This is a genomic window from Gemmatirosa kalamazoonensis, from assembly GCF_000522985.1.
GTDB lineage: Bacteria > Gemmatimonadota > Gemmatimonadetes > Gemmatimonadales > Gemmatimonadaceae > Gemmatirosa > Gemmatirosa kalamazoonensis.
Map to the genome: position 1 here is coordinate 530,215 of NZ_CP007128.1, position 15,198 is coordinate 545,412.

General features: G+C 73.0%; 12 protein-coding genes. 7 read left to right on the plus strand and 5 right to left on the minus strand.

The genetic code is table 11. The features are described from left to right. The first annotated feature begins 61 nt into the window (after nt 1–61). The 3 genes from J421_RS02320 (at nt 62) to J421_RS02330 (ending at nt 3,681) form a co-directional block, all read left to right on the plus strand. Nucleotides 62–1,651, plus strand: a complete 1,590-nt coding sequence (locus tag J421_RS02320; RefSeq protein ID WP_025409548.1) for a S41 family peptidase — start codon at nt 62–64, stop codon at nt 1,649–1,651. A gap of 70 nt (nt 1,652–1,721) precedes the next feature. Beyond that, a complete protein-coding gene (locus J421_RS02325) occupies nt 1,722–2,792 on the plus strand; it encodes a TolB family protein (protein WP_025409549.1) in 1,071 nt (356 codons plus the stop codon). Between the two features lie 7 nt (nt 2,793–2,799). Next, nucleotides 2,800–3,681, plus strand: coding sequence for a DMT family transporter (locus J421_RS02330; RefSeq protein WP_025409550.1), 882 nt, complete (start codon nt 2,800–2,802; stop codon nt 3,679–3,681). A gap of 162 nt (nt 3,682–3,843) precedes the next feature. Here the strand turns inward: J421_RS02330 and J421_RS02335 are convergent, their stop codons facing one another. The 4 genes from J421_RS02335 to J421_RS02350 form a co-directional block, all read right to left on the minus strand. Next, entirely contained in the window at nt 3,844–5,043 is a 1,200-nt protein-coding gene (locus tag J421_RS02335) for a hypothetical protein (RefSeq protein WP_025409551.1), read from the minus strand. Nucleotides 5,044–5,097: 54 nt separating this feature from the next. Further along, the gene (locus tag J421_RS02340) at nt 5,098–8,085 is read right to left on the minus strand and encodes a serine/threonine-protein kinase (protein ID WP_148306116.1); all 2,988 of its coding nucleotides are present in this window, start codon (nt 8,083–8,085) and stop codon (nt 5,098–5,100) included. 14 nt (nt 8,086–8,099) lie between these two features. Then, nucleotides 8,100–9,638, minus strand: a complete 1,539-nt coding sequence (locus J421_RS02345) for a hypothetical protein (RefSeq protein ID WP_025409553.1) — start codon at nt 9,636–9,638, stop codon at nt 8,100–8,102. Nucleotides 9,639–9,787: 149 nt separating this feature from the next. Then, nucleotides 9,788–11,368, minus strand: a complete 1,581-nt coding sequence (locus J421_RS02350; protein WP_025409554.1) for a protein kinase domain-containing protein — start codon at nt 11,366–11,368, stop codon at nt 9,788–9,790. Nucleotides 11,369–11,516: 148 nt separating this feature from the next. Between J421_RS02350 and J421_RS02355 the strand changes: the two genes are divergently transcribed. Genes J421_RS02355 through J421_RS02365 form a run of 3 tightly spaced genes read left to right on the plus strand, consistent with a single transcriptional unit; the run spans nt 11,517 to nt 13,775 of the window. Continuing rightward, nucleotides 11,517–12,422 (plus strand): c-type cytochrome, encoded by a 906-nt coding sequence (locus tag J421_RS02355; protein WP_025409555.1) that lies wholly within the window; start codon nt 11,517–11,519, stop codon nt 12,420–12,422. 34 nt (nt 12,423–12,456) lie between these two features. Continuing rightward, nucleotides 12,457–13,539: an SPFH domain-containing protein gene (locus J421_RS02360; RefSeq protein WP_025409556.1), complete on the plus strand. Its 1,083-nt coding sequence runs from the start codon at nt 12,457–12,459 to the stop codon at nt 13,537–13,539. A 17-nt stretch (nt 13,540–13,556) separates the two neighbouring features. Continuing rightward, nucleotides 13,557–13,775: a hypothetical protein gene (locus J421_RS02365; protein WP_025409557.1), complete on the plus strand. Its 219-nt coding sequence runs from the start codon at nt 13,557–13,559 to the stop codon at nt 13,773–13,775. A 121-nt stretch (nt 13,776–13,896) separates the two neighbouring features. Here the strand turns inward: J421_RS02365 and J421_RS02370 are convergent, their stop codons facing one another. After that, the gene (locus J421_RS02370; RefSeq protein ID WP_025409558.1) at nt 13,897–14,508 is read right to left on the minus strand and encodes an outer membrane protein; all 612 of its coding nucleotides are present in this window, start codon (nt 14,506–14,508) and stop codon (nt 13,897–13,899) included. 95 nt (nt 14,509–14,603) lie between these two features. On the opposite strand from J421_RS02370, the gene J421_RS02375 reads away from it, so the two are divergent. Continuing rightward, on the plus strand, nt 14,604–15,191 hold the full coding sequence (locus J421_RS02375) for an ECF-type sigma factor (protein ID WP_025409559.1): 588 nt from the start codon (nt 14,604–14,606) through the stop codon (nt 15,189–15,191). Nucleotides 15,192–15,198: the final 7 nt, after the last annotated feature.

Below are 15,198 nucleotides of genomic sequence, written 5' to 3' on the forward strand. Positions count from 1 at the left end.
ACCCTGCCCGGCCGTCAGTATGTACTACGTTCCCGTTCCACACACTTCGACCGCAGCCCACATGCGAGTCTCGCGTCGTTCCCTGACCGTCGTCCTCCTCGGCGCCGCCCCGCTGTTCGCCGGCGGGTGGATCCTGCAGTCGCGCGCGAACCGCGACGGCGCCCAGCTCCTCGGTCAGGTGATGGATCTCGTCTCCAACCGCTTCGTCGATACCGTCGGCGCGCAGGCGCTGTACGAGAAGGCGGCGCGCGGGCTCGTGAAGGAGCTGAACGATCCGTACACCGAGCTGTTCACGCCGAAGCAGATCGCCGACTTCTCGCGCACCACGAACGGGCGCTACGGCGGCATCGGCATGGAGATCACGGAGCAGAGCGGCTTCGTGACGGTGCAGAACGTCTTCCCGCACACGCCGGCCGAGAACGCGGGGATCCAGTCGGGCGACCGCATCGTCCAGATCGGCGACTCGAACACCACGCACTGGAAGTCGACGCAGGTGTCGAACGCGCTGCTCGGCACGCCGGGGACGAAGGTGAAGGTGTCGTTCCAGCGCCCGGGCGTCACGACGCCGATCACGACGACGTTCACGCGCGCCGAGATCCACATCCCCGCCGTGCCGTTCCAGATCTCGTTCGACGGCTCCGTCGGCTACATCCCGGTGCAGCGCTTCAGCGAGCAGACGGCCGAGGAGATCGCCGGCGCGCTGCAGACGTTGCAGGGCAAGGGCGCGAAGAGCGTCATCGTCGATCTGCGCGACAACCCGGGCGGCATCCTCGAGCAGGCGATCGCGACGAGCAACCTGTTCCTGCGCCGCGGTCAGGAAGTCGCGAGCGTGCGCGGGCGCGGCGGCGACGCGCAGAGCTACGCGGCGACGCAGAACCCGCTCGCGCCGGCCATCCCGCTCGTCGTGCTCGTGAACCAGTACTCCGCTTCGGCGTCGGAGATCGTCGCCGGCGCGCTGCAGGATCACGATCGCGCGCTCGTCGTCGGCACGACGTCGTACGGCAAGGGGCTCGTGCAGACGCTCTTCCCGCTCGACGGCGGCTACGCGCTGAAGATGACGACGGCGAAGTGGTTCACGCCGAGCGGCCGGTCGATCCAGAAGGAGCGCAAGATGATCGACGGGCAGTACGTCGAGGTGCACCCCGACTCGCTGGAGAGCGACTCGGCGAAGAGGGCGCGCCCCGTGTATCACAGTGACGCGGGCCGCATCGTGTACGGCGGCGGCGCGGTGTCGCCCGACGTCACGGTGCGTCCGGACACGCTGAGCACCGCGGAGCAGACGCTCGCCAAGGCGCTCGTGCCGAAGTCGCCGGAGGTGTTCGGCATCCTCAGCGATCTCGCGTTCGAGCTGAAGGGCAAGGTGACGCCCGACTTCACCGTGCAGCCGCAGTGGCGCGAGGACTTCTACAACCGGCTGCAGCGGGCGAACATCAAGGTCGAGCGCCCGGTGTGGGACGCGGGGCACGAGTGGGTGGACCGCCAGATCGAGCAGCGCGTCGCGCGCGTGGCGTTCGGCGACTCGACGGCGCTGCGCCACTCGCTGAAGGACGACCCGCAGCTGCAGAAGGCGATCGAGCTGCTCAAGAAGGGACAGTCGCAGAAGGATCTGTTCGCGATCGCGCAGGCGTCGCCGGTGCGGACGCCGCGCTGACGGCCGGAACTCGGGACTCGGGACTCGGGACTCGGAACTCGCGTTCCGGGTCCCGTTTTATTTTGCGTCCATGCGATCCCCCGTCCTCCTCGCCGTCCTCACCGCCGCGCCGCTCACGGCGCAGGCGCCGATCCCCGCGAACCAGCGCATCCCCACCGGCTCGCGCGCCGTCGCCGCCGACAGCGGCGAGCGGCATCTCGCGAACGTCCGGCAGCTCACGTTCGGCGGCGAGAACGCGGAGGCGTACTTCAGCCGCGACGGACGGTTCCTCACGTTCCAGGGTCGCGTCGACCCGAACGGCTGCGACCAGCAGTACGTCGTGCGCGTGCGCGACGGCGGCGGCCTGGCGCGCATCTCGCCGGGCGACGGCAAGACGACGTGCGGCTTCTTCTACGGGAACGACGAGCGCGTGCTGTTCGGCTCCACGCACGACAACGCGCGCGGCTGCCCCGCCCCGCCGGATCGGTCGAAGGGCTACGTGTGGAAGCTCGACGACTACGACATCTACACGAGCCGCCGCGACGGATCCGACGTCCGGCGCCTGACGCGCTACGGCGTCTACACCGCGGAGGCGGTGGTCTCGCCCGACGGCAGGCGCATCGTGTTCACGTCGCTCAAGGACGGGGACCTCGACATCTACACGATGGACATCGACGGGCGGAACGTTAGGCGCCTGACGACCACGCCGGGCTACGACGGCGGGCCGTGGTGGAGCCCCGACGGCACGACGATCGTCTACCGCGCGTGGCACCCGGCGGACAGCGCCGGTCTGGCCGAGTACCGCGGGCTGCTCGCCGAGAAGCTCGTGCGGCCGAACCGCATGGAGCTGTGGGTGATGAACGCCGACGGCAGCGGGCAGCGCCAGATCACGTCGTTAGGCGGCGCGAACTTCGGGCCGAGTTGGACCGCCGACGGGCGGCGCATCATCTTCTCGAGCAACTACAAGAACCCGCGCAGCGGCAACTTCGATCTCTTCCTCGTGGGCCTCGACGGCACGGGGCTCGAGCAGGTGACGACGAACGGCACGTTCGACGGCTTCCCGATGTTCAGCCGCGACGGCCGCACGCTCGTGTGGGCGTCGAACCGTCACGCGGAGACCGCGAGCTCGACGAACCTGTTCGTGGCGGACTGGGTCCCGTGAGCGCGCGGTGACGCTCACCGCCGTTCTGCTGGTCCTGCTCTCGGCCGTCACGCACGCCTACTGGAACTACCTGCTGAAGCGGGCCGGCGGGTCGCACGCGTTCGTCGGCATCAGCAAGGCGTGTGAGGCGGTCGTGTACCTGCCCGTGTTCCTCGCCGTGCTGTGGACGGCGCCGTCGAACGCGCTCCGCGGCACGGGCGTGTACGTGCTCGTGGGAACGGTGATGACGCTCGTCTCGTACGTCACTCTCGCCACGGCGTACCGGCACGGCGACCTGTCGTTCACGTACCCGATCGCCCGCGGCGGCGCGCTGCTGTTCCTCCCCGCGTTCGGGTGGCTCGCGTTCGGCGAGCGGGTCGGCCCGTTAGGCTGGGCGGCGATCGCCGCGATCCTCGGCGGGGTGGTGGTGATGCAGCTGCCGCGGCTCGCGTGGGTGGAGCTGCGCGCGTTCTTCAGCCACGCGAGCGGGCCGGCGACGCTGTTCGCGCTGCTCATGGCGCTGGTGCTCGCCACGGGCACGATCTGGGACAAGCTGTCCGTGATGCGCGTCAACCTGTTCGTGTACTTCTACGGCTACACCGCGGGTGCCGGCGCGTGCTACCTGGCGTGGGTGCTGCGCCGGCAGGGCGGCGACGCGGTGCGCGCGGAGTGGCGCGCGCACGGCGGCGCCGCGGTCGCGGTCGGGGTTCTCAACACGCTGAGCTACGGCCTCGCGCTGTTCGCGCTGCGCGACGGCGGCTCGACGTACGTCGTGGGGCTGCGGCAGATCAGCATCGCGGTCGGCGTGCTGTTGGGCGCGCGCTTCCTCGGCGAGCACGTGTCGACGCCGCGGCGGGTCGGGGTGACGCTGGTGCTCGCGGGGTGCTTCCTGATGGCGTGGGGCCGGTGAGGTGCTCGCCTCTCCCAGACTCCACGTACGTGTGCTCGTTGGACTGAAGAGGGACTGAAGAAGGAGCAAACACAAGAAAGTGTTGTTGGTCCTTCTTCAGTCCTCCTTCAGTCCTTCTTCAGTCCTCCAGAAACTCGTACGTGGAGCCGTGAATGTCGCGCCTCACACCGGCACCGGCGCGAGCCCGAACGGCGCGCGGGCGCGAACGTTGGGCAGCTGATCCGCGATCGCCGCGATCTCCTCCGCCTCGCGCCACGCCGCCTCGAGCTCGGCCAGCTCGCCCTCCAGCGCGCGCCGCTCCACGTCCTCGTTCGCCGCCATCTCGAGCGCGAGCCGGTCGATCGTGTTGATGCCGGGCAGCGGCGTGCGGCTCTCGCTGCCGATGCCGCCGCGGCTCCAGAACGAGCGGTTCGTGATGTAGAGCGCGAGCGCCTCGGTCGTCGTCGACGCCGGCGTGGGGACGATCGCCGAGGGGAACACGTGCGGCGTCTCGACGCGGCCCCAGCGCGTGCGCATGGCGAGCCCAATCACGCGGTGGAAGAAGCCGTCGGGCTGGCCGGCGTCGTCGAGCTTGCGCACGGCGAGCCGCACGGTCTCGCCGCTCGGCCACCGCGTGTTCAGGCTCGCGAGCAGCTTGCCGGCCACGCGCAGGCCGTCGGTGCCGCGGAGCGTGAGCACGCCGTCGTCGTGCGGCACGTCGAGGCGCCACGGGTCGGAGCGATCGTTAGGCCGCACGAGCTCCGCGTGCGCGAGGTGGCGATAGCGGACCACCGCCGGCACGATGCGCTCGCCGTCGTGCGCGCCGGTGACGTGCGCGACCTTCTCGCCGTGCACGTGCAGCCGCCACCACAGCTGCACGTCCTCGCCGCGCGGCGCGACGTCGCGCAGCGGCGCGAGGAGCTTCTCCCCGATGGGCCGCGTGAGTCGCGCCGCCTTCCCCGCCGCGCGCTCGGCCCGCTCGGCGACGGTGAGCACCGCGTGCGCCACGACGGCCACGGCACGCGCGGTGCCGCCGGCGCCCGGCGCGGCGACGCGCGCGAGCGTGCGACCGTAGCGCCACGCCGCGAGCTCCGGCCGCAGCGCGTCGCCCACGCGTACGAGGTCCACGCCCTCGACGAGCTGCGCGAGCCCGATGCGATCGGTGGAGTAGCGCAGCCGCGTGCTGCGGAACAGCCGCTCGCACGCCTCGATCGCCTCCCACCGCTCGTCGAGCGGCGTGAGGTTCCACCGCTCGCAATGTGGGCAGATCACCCACAGCCGCCCCTTCCGCGCGTCGAACGCGAACCGGCGTCCGACGGGAAAGCTGGGCAGCACCTCGTTCTTCCCGAGCGGCGAATTGCACCACAGGCAGGCGGTGTACACGACGGCGTCCTCGCGTTCGGTGGTGGTGAGATTCGGAAGATAGAGTACGCGCCGTCAGCGTCCCGCGCTCGCCCGTTCGAGCCGGGCGAGCGCGTCGCGCACGGACGCGAGGTGGACCGCGAACGACGGCTCCGCGTTCCGGCGCAGCGTCAGATAGTGCCGGTAGGCGCGGATCGCCTCCTCCCGCGCCCCCCCGCGCTCGGCCAGGCGGGCACGCTCGCGCAGATACGTGGAGAACGCGAACGGGATGGACGTGTCGACGCGACGCCGTCCCGTCGCGGCGAGCGCGCGTGGCAGATCCCCTTCACGCTCCCACAGCGACGCCACGATCAGATTCCCCGCCCCCTCGAGCTCCCGACCGCCGGGCCCCTCGCGGAGCATGGAGTCGGCGGCGACGAGCAGCGCGTGCGCGTCGGAACGGCGCTCGAGGGCCGCGATCTGCGCGTCCAGCAGCAGCGCGAAGCGGCGCGCCGGTGCGTTGGACCACGGCGCGGCGGGCGACGCGGGCACCGAGCGCAGCGCGGCGATCGCCCGCCGGGTGCTCGCGGTGTCGCGTCGGGCCGCCGCATCCTCGCCGACGGCGAACGCGGTCAGCACGGCGTTCCGCGACGGCGCGGTGTCGAGCGGTGCGTCGAGCGTGCGGCGCGCACCGTCGCGCACCGAGCGCGCGAGCGTGCTGTCACCGTCCCAGAACAGCGCGGCGAGCAGCGCGAACGCGGTGTCGACGCCGCCCGGGCTCGCGCGCATCGCGGCCGCGGCGCGCGACGGCTGGCCGCGTGTCAGCGTGAACTCACGCGTCTGGCGCTCGGCGCGATCCCGGTCGGCCGTCGTCACCGCCGCGCGCCGGACCCGCGCGAGCAGGGGCTCCGCCGCCTCCGCACGCGTGCCACCGGCGTACGTCACCGCGAGGCCGAGGGCGGCTCCCGCCATCCACGCCGGCCCGCGTTCCAGCTCGGCGAGCGCGGCGCGCATCGTCGCCGAATCGCCCTGGATGAACCCCGTGAACAGCCGCGAGTCGGCCAGCGCCGGGTCGTGCAGCGCCGCGTCCACGGCCCGCCGCTCGCGCGCCGTGTCGCCGAGGAGGTGGTAGGTCGGCGCGTAATGATCGCGCACGCCGGCGTACGACGAGTCGAGCGCGAGCACGCGGTCGAACGCGTTGAGCGCGCGGCGCAGCGCGTCGTCGATGCCCATGGCGGGACCGCAGTGCACGAGCGTCTCGCCCAGCAGATACCAGAGGTCCGGCATGTCGGGCGCCTGGGCGACGCCCTGCTCGTGCTCGCGTAGCGACTCGGCGCACGTGCGCGGCCGCTCGAGCTCCGCGGTCGATCCGAGCAGCAGGCGGTCGCGCGGACCGAGTCGGTCGGCGTAGCGCGCGACGAGGCGGTGCGCGTCCGCGGCGCGCGCGCTCGGCGTCCAGTTCGTCGACGTGAGCCACAAGCGCAGCGCGGCGAGCGCGAACGTCGAGTCGGCGTCCATCGCGCGCGCGTACGCGGCGGTCGCGTCGTTGTAGCGTCCCGCGCGCTCGAGCGAGCGTCCCTCCAGGTAGTGCTGCAGCGCGGCGAGCGGCACGCCGGCGAGCGCGGTCGCGCGCTCGTCGTTCTCGCCCGCGTCGAGCGCGAGCAGCTTGCCGACCACCGAGTCGAGCAGCGCGGGCAGCGCGGTCGCGGCGCCGCGCGCGGACGCGTGCCGCTCGCGCCCGTCGTGGGCCGAGAGCAGCGTCCCGTCGAGCGACAGGCTACCCGGCGCGACGATCGCGCTCCCCTCGATGACGGCGCCCGCGCCGACGCGGCGGGCGAGCAGCATGGCCGCGTCGCGCGGCAGGTCGAGGCGCTCGCCACCGGCCGCGCGCCACGCGGCGAGCACCGTGCGGACGTCCACCGCATGCACCCGCCCCGTGAGCAGCGCCGCCACGAGGTCGGGGATCCCCTCGCGCAGCAGCCGCAGCGACGCGTCGCCGCCGACGACGCGGAACGGGAGCACCGCGACGGCGTCGCGATCGACGAGCACCGGCGGGTCGCGCAGCCGCGACGCGATCCACGCGCCCCCGCCGACGAGCACCGCGGCCGACGCGAGCGCCGCGATGCCTAACGTGCGTCGCGTCGTGCGACGCGCGTCGGGCTCCGGCGGACGCGTCGCGTGCGGCGTCACCGACGTGTCGGCGGGCGTGGCCCGCACGTCGAGCGCATCGAGCGCGCGGACGATCTCGTCCGCGGTCGGCGGCCGGTCGGCGGGATTCTTCGCGAGGCAGCGCATCACGAGCGCGGCGAGCGCCGGCGGCACGTCGGGCCGTCGATGCTCGATCGGCTCGGGCGGCTCGGCGACGTGCGCGGCGATCAGCGCCTGCGCGCCGCGGCCGGCGAACGGCGGGGTGCCGGCGAGCATCTCGTAGGCGAGGACGCCGAGCGCGTAGAGGTCCACGCGGTGGTCCGCGAGCGGGTCGGCCGTCGCCTGCTCGGGCGCCATGTACGACGGGGTGCCTAACGCGAGCCCCGCCGAGGTGAGCGCGCTCGCGTCCGTCGCCGCCGCGCGCAGCGCCTTGGCGACGCCGAAGTCGACGACCACCGCGTCGTGCTCCGTGAGCAGCACGTTCTCCGGCTTGATGTCGCGGTGGACGACGCCCTCGCGGTGCGCGTACGCGAGTGCCGATGCCACGTCGCGCGCGACGGACACCGACTCGGCGATCGGCAGCGCGCCGACGCGCGTCAGCCGCGCGCGCACCGACTCGCCGCGCACGAACGGCATCGTGTAGTAGAGGAGCGGCGCCCACGCCGGCCGGTCGTCGCCGCTCGACTCGCCGGCGGCGAGCAGCGGCACGATGTGGGCGTGCTGGAGCCGCGCGGCGATCGCGATCTCGCGCCGGAACCGCTCGACGCTGATCGCGCCGGTCAGCTCGGGCGGCAGCACCTTCACGACGACCTCACGACCGAGCGCGACCTCGGTGGCGACGAACACGCGCGACATGCCGCCGCCGTCGAGCTCCCGCTCGACGCGATAGGCGGCGCCGAACGCCGCCTGCAGCTCGTCGCGGACGCCCGCTCTCACGCCGCGGGCCACGCCTAACGGACCGGCGTCGCCGGGCCGACATCGCGCACGCGCGCGAGCCCCGCCTGCGCTTCGCGGAGCTGCGGCTGCAGGGCGGGGTCGGCGTCCTTCCAGAGCGCGGCGAACCGCTGGTACGCCGCGGCTGCCTCCGCGCGCTGGCCGAGCTGCTCGTACAGCCGCGCGCGGGCGAGCAGGCTGCGCGCCCACAGCACCGGCGACGGATCGAAGATCTGCACGTCGGGGAAGCGCTTCGGGTCGATCACCTCGTACATCGCGACGGCGCGCCGCGTGTCGCCCAACGCCGTGAGGACCTCGGCGCGCACCACCCACCGCGGCGCGTTGATCCCGAAGGAGGCAGCGCGCGCGGAGTCGGGCGACGGAAAGCGCTGGGCGGCAACGCGGGCGCGCGCCGTGTCGCCGGCGAGCAGCGCGTCGAACGCGTCGACCTCCGGCCAGGCGGTGGTGTCGGCACCGCGCCACCGGCGCATCATGTCCACGTACTTGCGGTCGCGGAACGCCGCCATCGCGACGTAGGGCACCATCAACGACTGACGCCGCGCGCCGTCGCCGAAGCGGCCGGGGATGCGGTCGAGCCCCGCGAGACCGCCGTCGATCGTGCCGCGCAGCGCGGGCGTGCTCACGCCCGCCGCGACACGCGTGGCCGCGCCGTACCACTGCACGAGCAGCGACGTCGGCGTGCCGGCGCCGGGAATCGTCGGCTGCACCGCGGCGGCGAGCCGTCCGGCGCGGTCGGCGTCCGACAGCCGGCCGCCGAGCGCCGCCACCTGCATCGTCGCCATCAGCATCGCGAACCGATCGGATCCCCCGACGCGCGTGAGCGCCGCCGAGTCGCTCGTGGCGAGCGCGTCGTGCACGCTGGCGACCGCGCGCGACGCGTCGGTGCGCACGAGCACGACCGACCGCACGAACGGCAGCAGCCCCGCATCGGGACCGAGACGGCGCACCGCGTCGTCGAGCACCGCGGCGGCGGAGTCCCAGTACGCGGGGATGTACGCCTGCGCGACGGCCATGTACGCCGGTGGCACCGGATCGGCGGCCGCCCACGCGCGCGCGTCGCGCACGGCGAGCTGGCGTGCACGCTCCTTCGCCGCCGTCAGCCGCGGGCCCTGGAACGCCTGCCGCGTCGCGGCATCGCCCAACGACCGCAGCGTCTCGCCGTCGAGCACGAGCGCCGCGTTCGGCCCCGCGGCCTGCTGGTAGATCTGGACCTTGTGCGAGTACGCGAGGTGGAACGTGGAGTCGAGCGCGAGCGTGCGATTGAACGCGGCGAGCGACTTCGTCCAGTGGTCGCGGGTCGTCGAGTCGGGCCCGCCGCCGGTGGTGTGATGGAAGTACGCGTCGCCGAGCCCGTACCACGCCTCGGCGTCGCCGGAGTCGCGCGCCACCGCGGCGGCGTACTTGCGCTGTGCGTCGACGAAGCGCGCATCGCGCACCGAGTCGGTCGCCTCCGATCCGTACATCGCGGTGGAGAACGCGGCGTACGCGTCGAGCAGGGCGCGCTCGCGCGCCGGCAGCCGCCCCGCGTTGCGCACGGCGCGCTCGACGAGCTCGGACTGCAGCGGGTCGCCGGCCTTCCACCAGCCGTAGGTGAGCGCGCGCTTGTAGTACGCGAGCGCGAACGTGGAGTCGGCCGCCGTCGCGGCGGCGAACAGCGAGTCGGCGCGCGGGAGCTGCCACGCGTTCAGCGCGCGCGCGCGCCATCCAGGTAGTCGCGGTACGCGGCGACGGAGGTGGTGGTGCTCTTCGTGATGCCTAACGACACCGCGGGCGCGCCGACGAGGTCGAGCAGGTCGCGCGCGAGCGCGTCGAACAGCGGCCGCGGATCGGCGCCGCGCGGGGTGGCGCGCATCGCCGAATCCACCTTCTTGCCGGAGGCGACGTCGTAGACGTTCGCGACGACGAGCGTGGAGTCGCCGATGCCGGTGACGCGGCCCGTGACGACGGTCCACACGCCCGCCTTGCGGGCGAGGCGGCGCGCGTCGTCGAGGCCGATGCGGCGCGCGCCGTCGAGCTTGAGGTCGCGCTGCAGATCGAGCCCGCGCTCGTAGTCGACGACCTGCAGGTCGCGCCACTGCGCGAGGTCGAGCGACAGCATGCTCACCGCGCCCTCGCGCAGCCACGCGAGCTGCGGGTCGGGGCTCAGCACGTCGAACGGCGCGACGAGATACGACCGGCGGGGGTCGACGCCGCGCGGGACGCCGCCGCTCGTGCCTAAGGCCGCCCACGCCGCGGCGGCCGCCGCCGCCAGCGCGAGGATCGCCACCCCGACGAGCATCGGGCGGCGGGTCGGGACTCGGGATTCGGGACTCGGGACTCGTGGGGGAGCAGTTCCCGAGTCCCGAGTCCCGAGTCCCGAGTCCCGCACTCCGGTGTCCAGCGCGTCGGCCATGTCGTTCGCGGTGGCCCAGCGCGCCTCGGGCCTCTTCTCGAGCGCGCGATCGATCACGCCGGCGACGGCGGGGGGCACGTGGTCGTTGCGCGTCACGAGCGGCGCCGGGCGCTCGGTGATCTGGCGCATGATGATGCTCGCCGCGCTCCCGCCGGCGACCGCGGGCTCGCCGGCGAACATCTCGTAGCCGACGAGGCCGAGCGAGTACACGTCGCTCCGCCCGTCGAGCTCGCGCTCGCCGGCCGCCTGCTCGGGGCTCATGTAGCGCGGGCTGCCGACGACGAAGCCGGTGCCGGTCATCCGCTCGTCCTCGGCGGAGAACGCGCGCGCGACCCCGAAATCGGTGAGCATCGCGCGTCCGGTCTCGGCGTCGAGCAGCACGTTCTCGGGCTTCACGTCGCGGTGCACGATCCCCTGCGCGTGGGCGTAGCCGAGGGCGCGGGCGAGGTCGCGCAGCGCGGTCACCGCGCTCGCGTCGTCGTACCGGCCGCGGGCGAGGCGGTCGCGGAGGCTCTCCCCGGGGACGAACTCCATCACGAAGTACAGCAGCCCCTCCGTCTCGCCCGCCGCGTGCACGGCCACGATGTTCGGGTGCCGCAGCCGCGCCACCGTGCGCGCCTCGCGCAGGAACCGCTCGCGGAGCGCGGTCGACGCGGCGAGATCCGAGGAGATGACCTTGATGGCGACCCGCCGGTCGAGCGTCACGTCGCGCCCGAGGTAGACGCTCCCCATCCCTCCCTGCCCGAGCAGCCGCTCCACCTCGTAGCTCCCGGCGAGCGCGCGACGGAGCGCCTCGAGGGCGTGCAGCTCCGGATCGAGCGGGGCGGGGGTGCCGTGCGGGGGAGACGACTGGCCGGAGGGGGGGCTGCTCATGGGGGCAATGTGGAACTCATGACGGCGACCTGGCAACGGCGGTGGGGCGTACGGCTGTCGACTTTTCTGGACTAAAGAAACTCCTGGTGCCATCGTAGGCCGTCCCTCGCCCTCCGGAATCCTCCGGACCCCGCCCACCGACCCTCCGATGAAGAACCGCTGGCTCCGCCGACTCGCCTACGCGCTCGGCGGCCTCCTGACCGTCGTCGCCGCGCTCGTCGTCGCCATCTACGGCGTGACGTGGGCGCGCACCGGCAGGACTTTCCAGGTCGCCGCGACCCCGGTACCGGTCGCGCACGACTCGGCCACGCGCGCCCGCGGCGAGCACCTCGTGACGGCGATCGGGAAATGCGCCGAGTGCCACGGATCGGACTACGCCGGCAAGGTGTTCGTCGACGATCCCGCGCTCGGCCGCGTGGTGGCGCGGAACCTCACGCCCGGCGGCGACGTCGCGCGCTACAGCGACGCCGAGTTCGCACGGGCCATCCGGCACGGCGTGCGGAAGAACGGCCAGGGGCTGCTCATCATGCCGTCGAGCGACTACGCCTCGTTCTCGGACGAGGACGTCGGCGCGGTGATCGCCTATCTGCGGTCGCTGCCGCCGGTGGCGAAGCCGCTACCCGCCACGGAGCTGCACTTCCTCGCGCGCGCGCTGTGGGCGAGCGGCCAGCTCCCGCTCATGGACGCCCTGCGGATGGATCACGCGAAGCGGGCGCCCGAGCGGGTGGCGGTGGCGCCGACGGCGGAGTACGGGCACTACCTTGCGGACGTGGGCGGCTGCACGGGGTGCCACGGCCCCGGGCTGTCCGGCGGAAAGATCCCGGGCACCCCGCCCGACTGGCGGCCGGCGGCGAACCTCACGCCGGCGGGCAATCTCGGGAAGTGGACGTACGACGACTTCACGCGCGCGCTCCGCACCGGCCGCCGCCCCGACGGCTCGCCGATCGACTCCATCATGCCGTGGAAGGCGACGGCGAAGATGACCGACGACGAGATCCAGGCCGTCTACGCGTTCCTGAAGACGGTGCCGGCGAAGCCGTTCGGCAACCGGTGAGACCTGCTGCGCAGCCACCCACAGGAGTCCTCCGATGCTCGCACTCGTACCGCTGCTCGTCGTCGCGCTCATCGTGCTGTTCGTCGCCACGAACAGCTTCAAGATCGTCGGCCAGGCCGAGGTCATGGTGATCGAGCGGCTCGGGCGCTTTCACCGGATCGCGCACTCCGGCTTCAACGTGCTCATCCCGTTCGTGGAGCGGCCGCGCGCGATCGACGTGCGGTACGCGACGACGGACGTCTCGGGGATGAAGAAGATCACCGCCGGCACCACGTCGCGCATCGATCTGCGCGAGCAGGTGCTGAACTTCCCGAGCCAGCCGGTGATCACGAAGGACAACGTCACGATCGACATCGACGCGGTGCTGTACTACCGCATCGCCGATCCGCAGAAGGCGACGTACGCGGTGCAGAACCTCCCGTACGCGCTGGAGACGCTGACGAAGACCACGCTGCGCAACATCGTCGGCGAGATCGAGCTCGATCAGACGCTGGCGAGCCGCGACATGATCAACCAGCGCATGCGCGAGGTGATCGAGGAGGCGGCGATCGGCTGGGGCGTCGACGTGACGCGCGTGGAGCTGCAGGCGATCGAGCCACCGCGCGACATCCAGCAGAGCATGGAGCTGCAGATGCGGGCCGAGCGCGAGCGCCGCGCGGCGGTGACGAACGCGGAGGCGAGCAAGCGCGCGGCGGTGCTCGAGGCCGAGGGCCAGCGCGAGGCGGCGATCCGCCGCGCCGAGGGCGACAAGGAGGCCGCCGTGCTGCGTGCACAGGGCGCCGCCGAGGCGCGTCTCGCGATGGCCGATGCCGAGGCGCAGGCGGTGCGCCGCATCGCGCTGTCGCTGCCGAGCGGCGACGCGTCGATGTACCTGCTGGGGCTGAAGTACCTCGACGCGCTGCCGCAGATCGCGCAGGGCAAGGGCTCCACGGTCTTCCTCCCCACCGAGGCGATCGGCGTGATGGGCGCCCTCGGCGGGCTCCGCGAGATGCTGCGCGCGCAGGGTGTGCCGGCGGCGCCGCCGGTCGACGGGCGCCCGGCCGAGGCGCCGCCGGGCGCGCTCCGCTCCCTGCTCGACCCGACCGCGCGGCCGGCCCGCGACGCCGGCGACCGTTAGGCCCTCGTCAGGAACGAATGGCGATCACCCGCGAGCGCGCCGAGCGCATCGCCCGCGCGCACGCCTGCGTGCGCTGTCAGGAGTACAGCTACAAGAAGCTCACCGTCCGCCCGGCCGAGGCGTCGATCCGTCACGAGCTGCACGTGGCGTGGAGCGCACGGCTCGTCTGCGGCGTGTGCGGCACGCACCAGGAGCTGGGGATCGACGACGAGGGGGACATCGTGTACGTCGGGTGAGGCGGCGCTCGCACTTCGGCGCTGTTATGTCGGCGCTGGAAAGGCGGCGCTGATGACGCGTGGTTTCAGCGCCGCCGTATCAGAGCCGCCTCACCAGCGCCGACTCATCAGCGCCGCCTCATCAGAACCTCCACGTCGCGCCCAGCCCCAGCGTGCCGTAGCCGAAGCCGACCTGCCCCTGCACGGCCATCTTGTCCGTCACGAAGTAGCGCACCCCGCCCTGCCCCGCGAACGCCGTCGTGCTCGCGCTCGCGCTGGCCGGCGCGGTGAACGTGCCGTTCCACGACCCGCTGTAGTGCGAGTACACGAGCGCGACGCCGAGGTACGGGTCGATCTTCTTGTTGCTCTCGATCGGGAAGTGGTAGTTGCCGAACAGCTGCACCGGGATGACGGTGTACTTGTACTCGCCGCGCACGCCGGCGGCGCCGAAGCTCTGGCTCCAGCTGTACCAGTCGATGCCGACGCCGCCGGCGATGATCCCCGGCCCGAACGCGCCCGGCTGCGTGAAGCCGCGCTCCGCCTGCCCACCGATCGCGATGGCGCCGTTCAGGTTGCCGAGCCACAGCCGCGGTCCCGCGTACAGGGGACCCGACTGGAACTGTGCGGACGTAGCAGACGCCGCGGATTTACCGGCGGCCGGGGCACCCTGCGCGAGCAGCGGGGCGGCGGCGAGCGCGATGAGAGGGACGGTGGCGGCGACGACGCGGACGACGTTGCGAGCAGCGGTAGGCATGGTGGCGGCTCCCGTGTGAGCGTGGTACCGTTACCCCCGCTTCGTGGCGCGAGGGTCAGCGCCCCGCATTGCGCAGACGCGCGCACAGGACCGTCATGCTCTCTCCCAGTGGCGGCAGGATCCATGGTCTCGCCGACGACGCGAGTGTCTCCTGGACGCTCGATCGCCACGCGCTCGACCACCTGTTCAGCGCCACCTACGAGGAGCTGAAGCGACTCGCCGCGACCGTGCGCCGCGCCGACCCGGCGGCGACGATCAGCCCCACGGCGCTCGTGAACGAGGCGTGGCTCAAGCTCGCCGACTCGCCGGGGCTGCGGATCGCCTCGTCGCTGCACTTCAAGCGGATCGCCGCGCGCGCCATGCGGCAGGTGCTCGTCGAGGCGGCCCGCCGCCGTTTCGCGCGCAAGCGCGGCGGCCGTGACGTCGCCATCGTGACGTTCGAGGACGCCGTCGCCGCCGGCGAGACCGGCGTCGAGGAGCTGCTCGCACTCGACGACGCGCTCGACGAGCTGGCGCGCCTGCACCCACGGCAGGCGACGATGGTCGAGAGCCGCTTCTTCGGCGGCCTCGACGTCGGCGAGACGGCCGAGCTGCTCGGCGTCTCCGAGGCCACCATCCTTCGCGACTGGCGCGCGGCGAAGGCGTGGCTCGCGCACCGCATGCGAGAATCGCGTGACGCGTGACGGATGA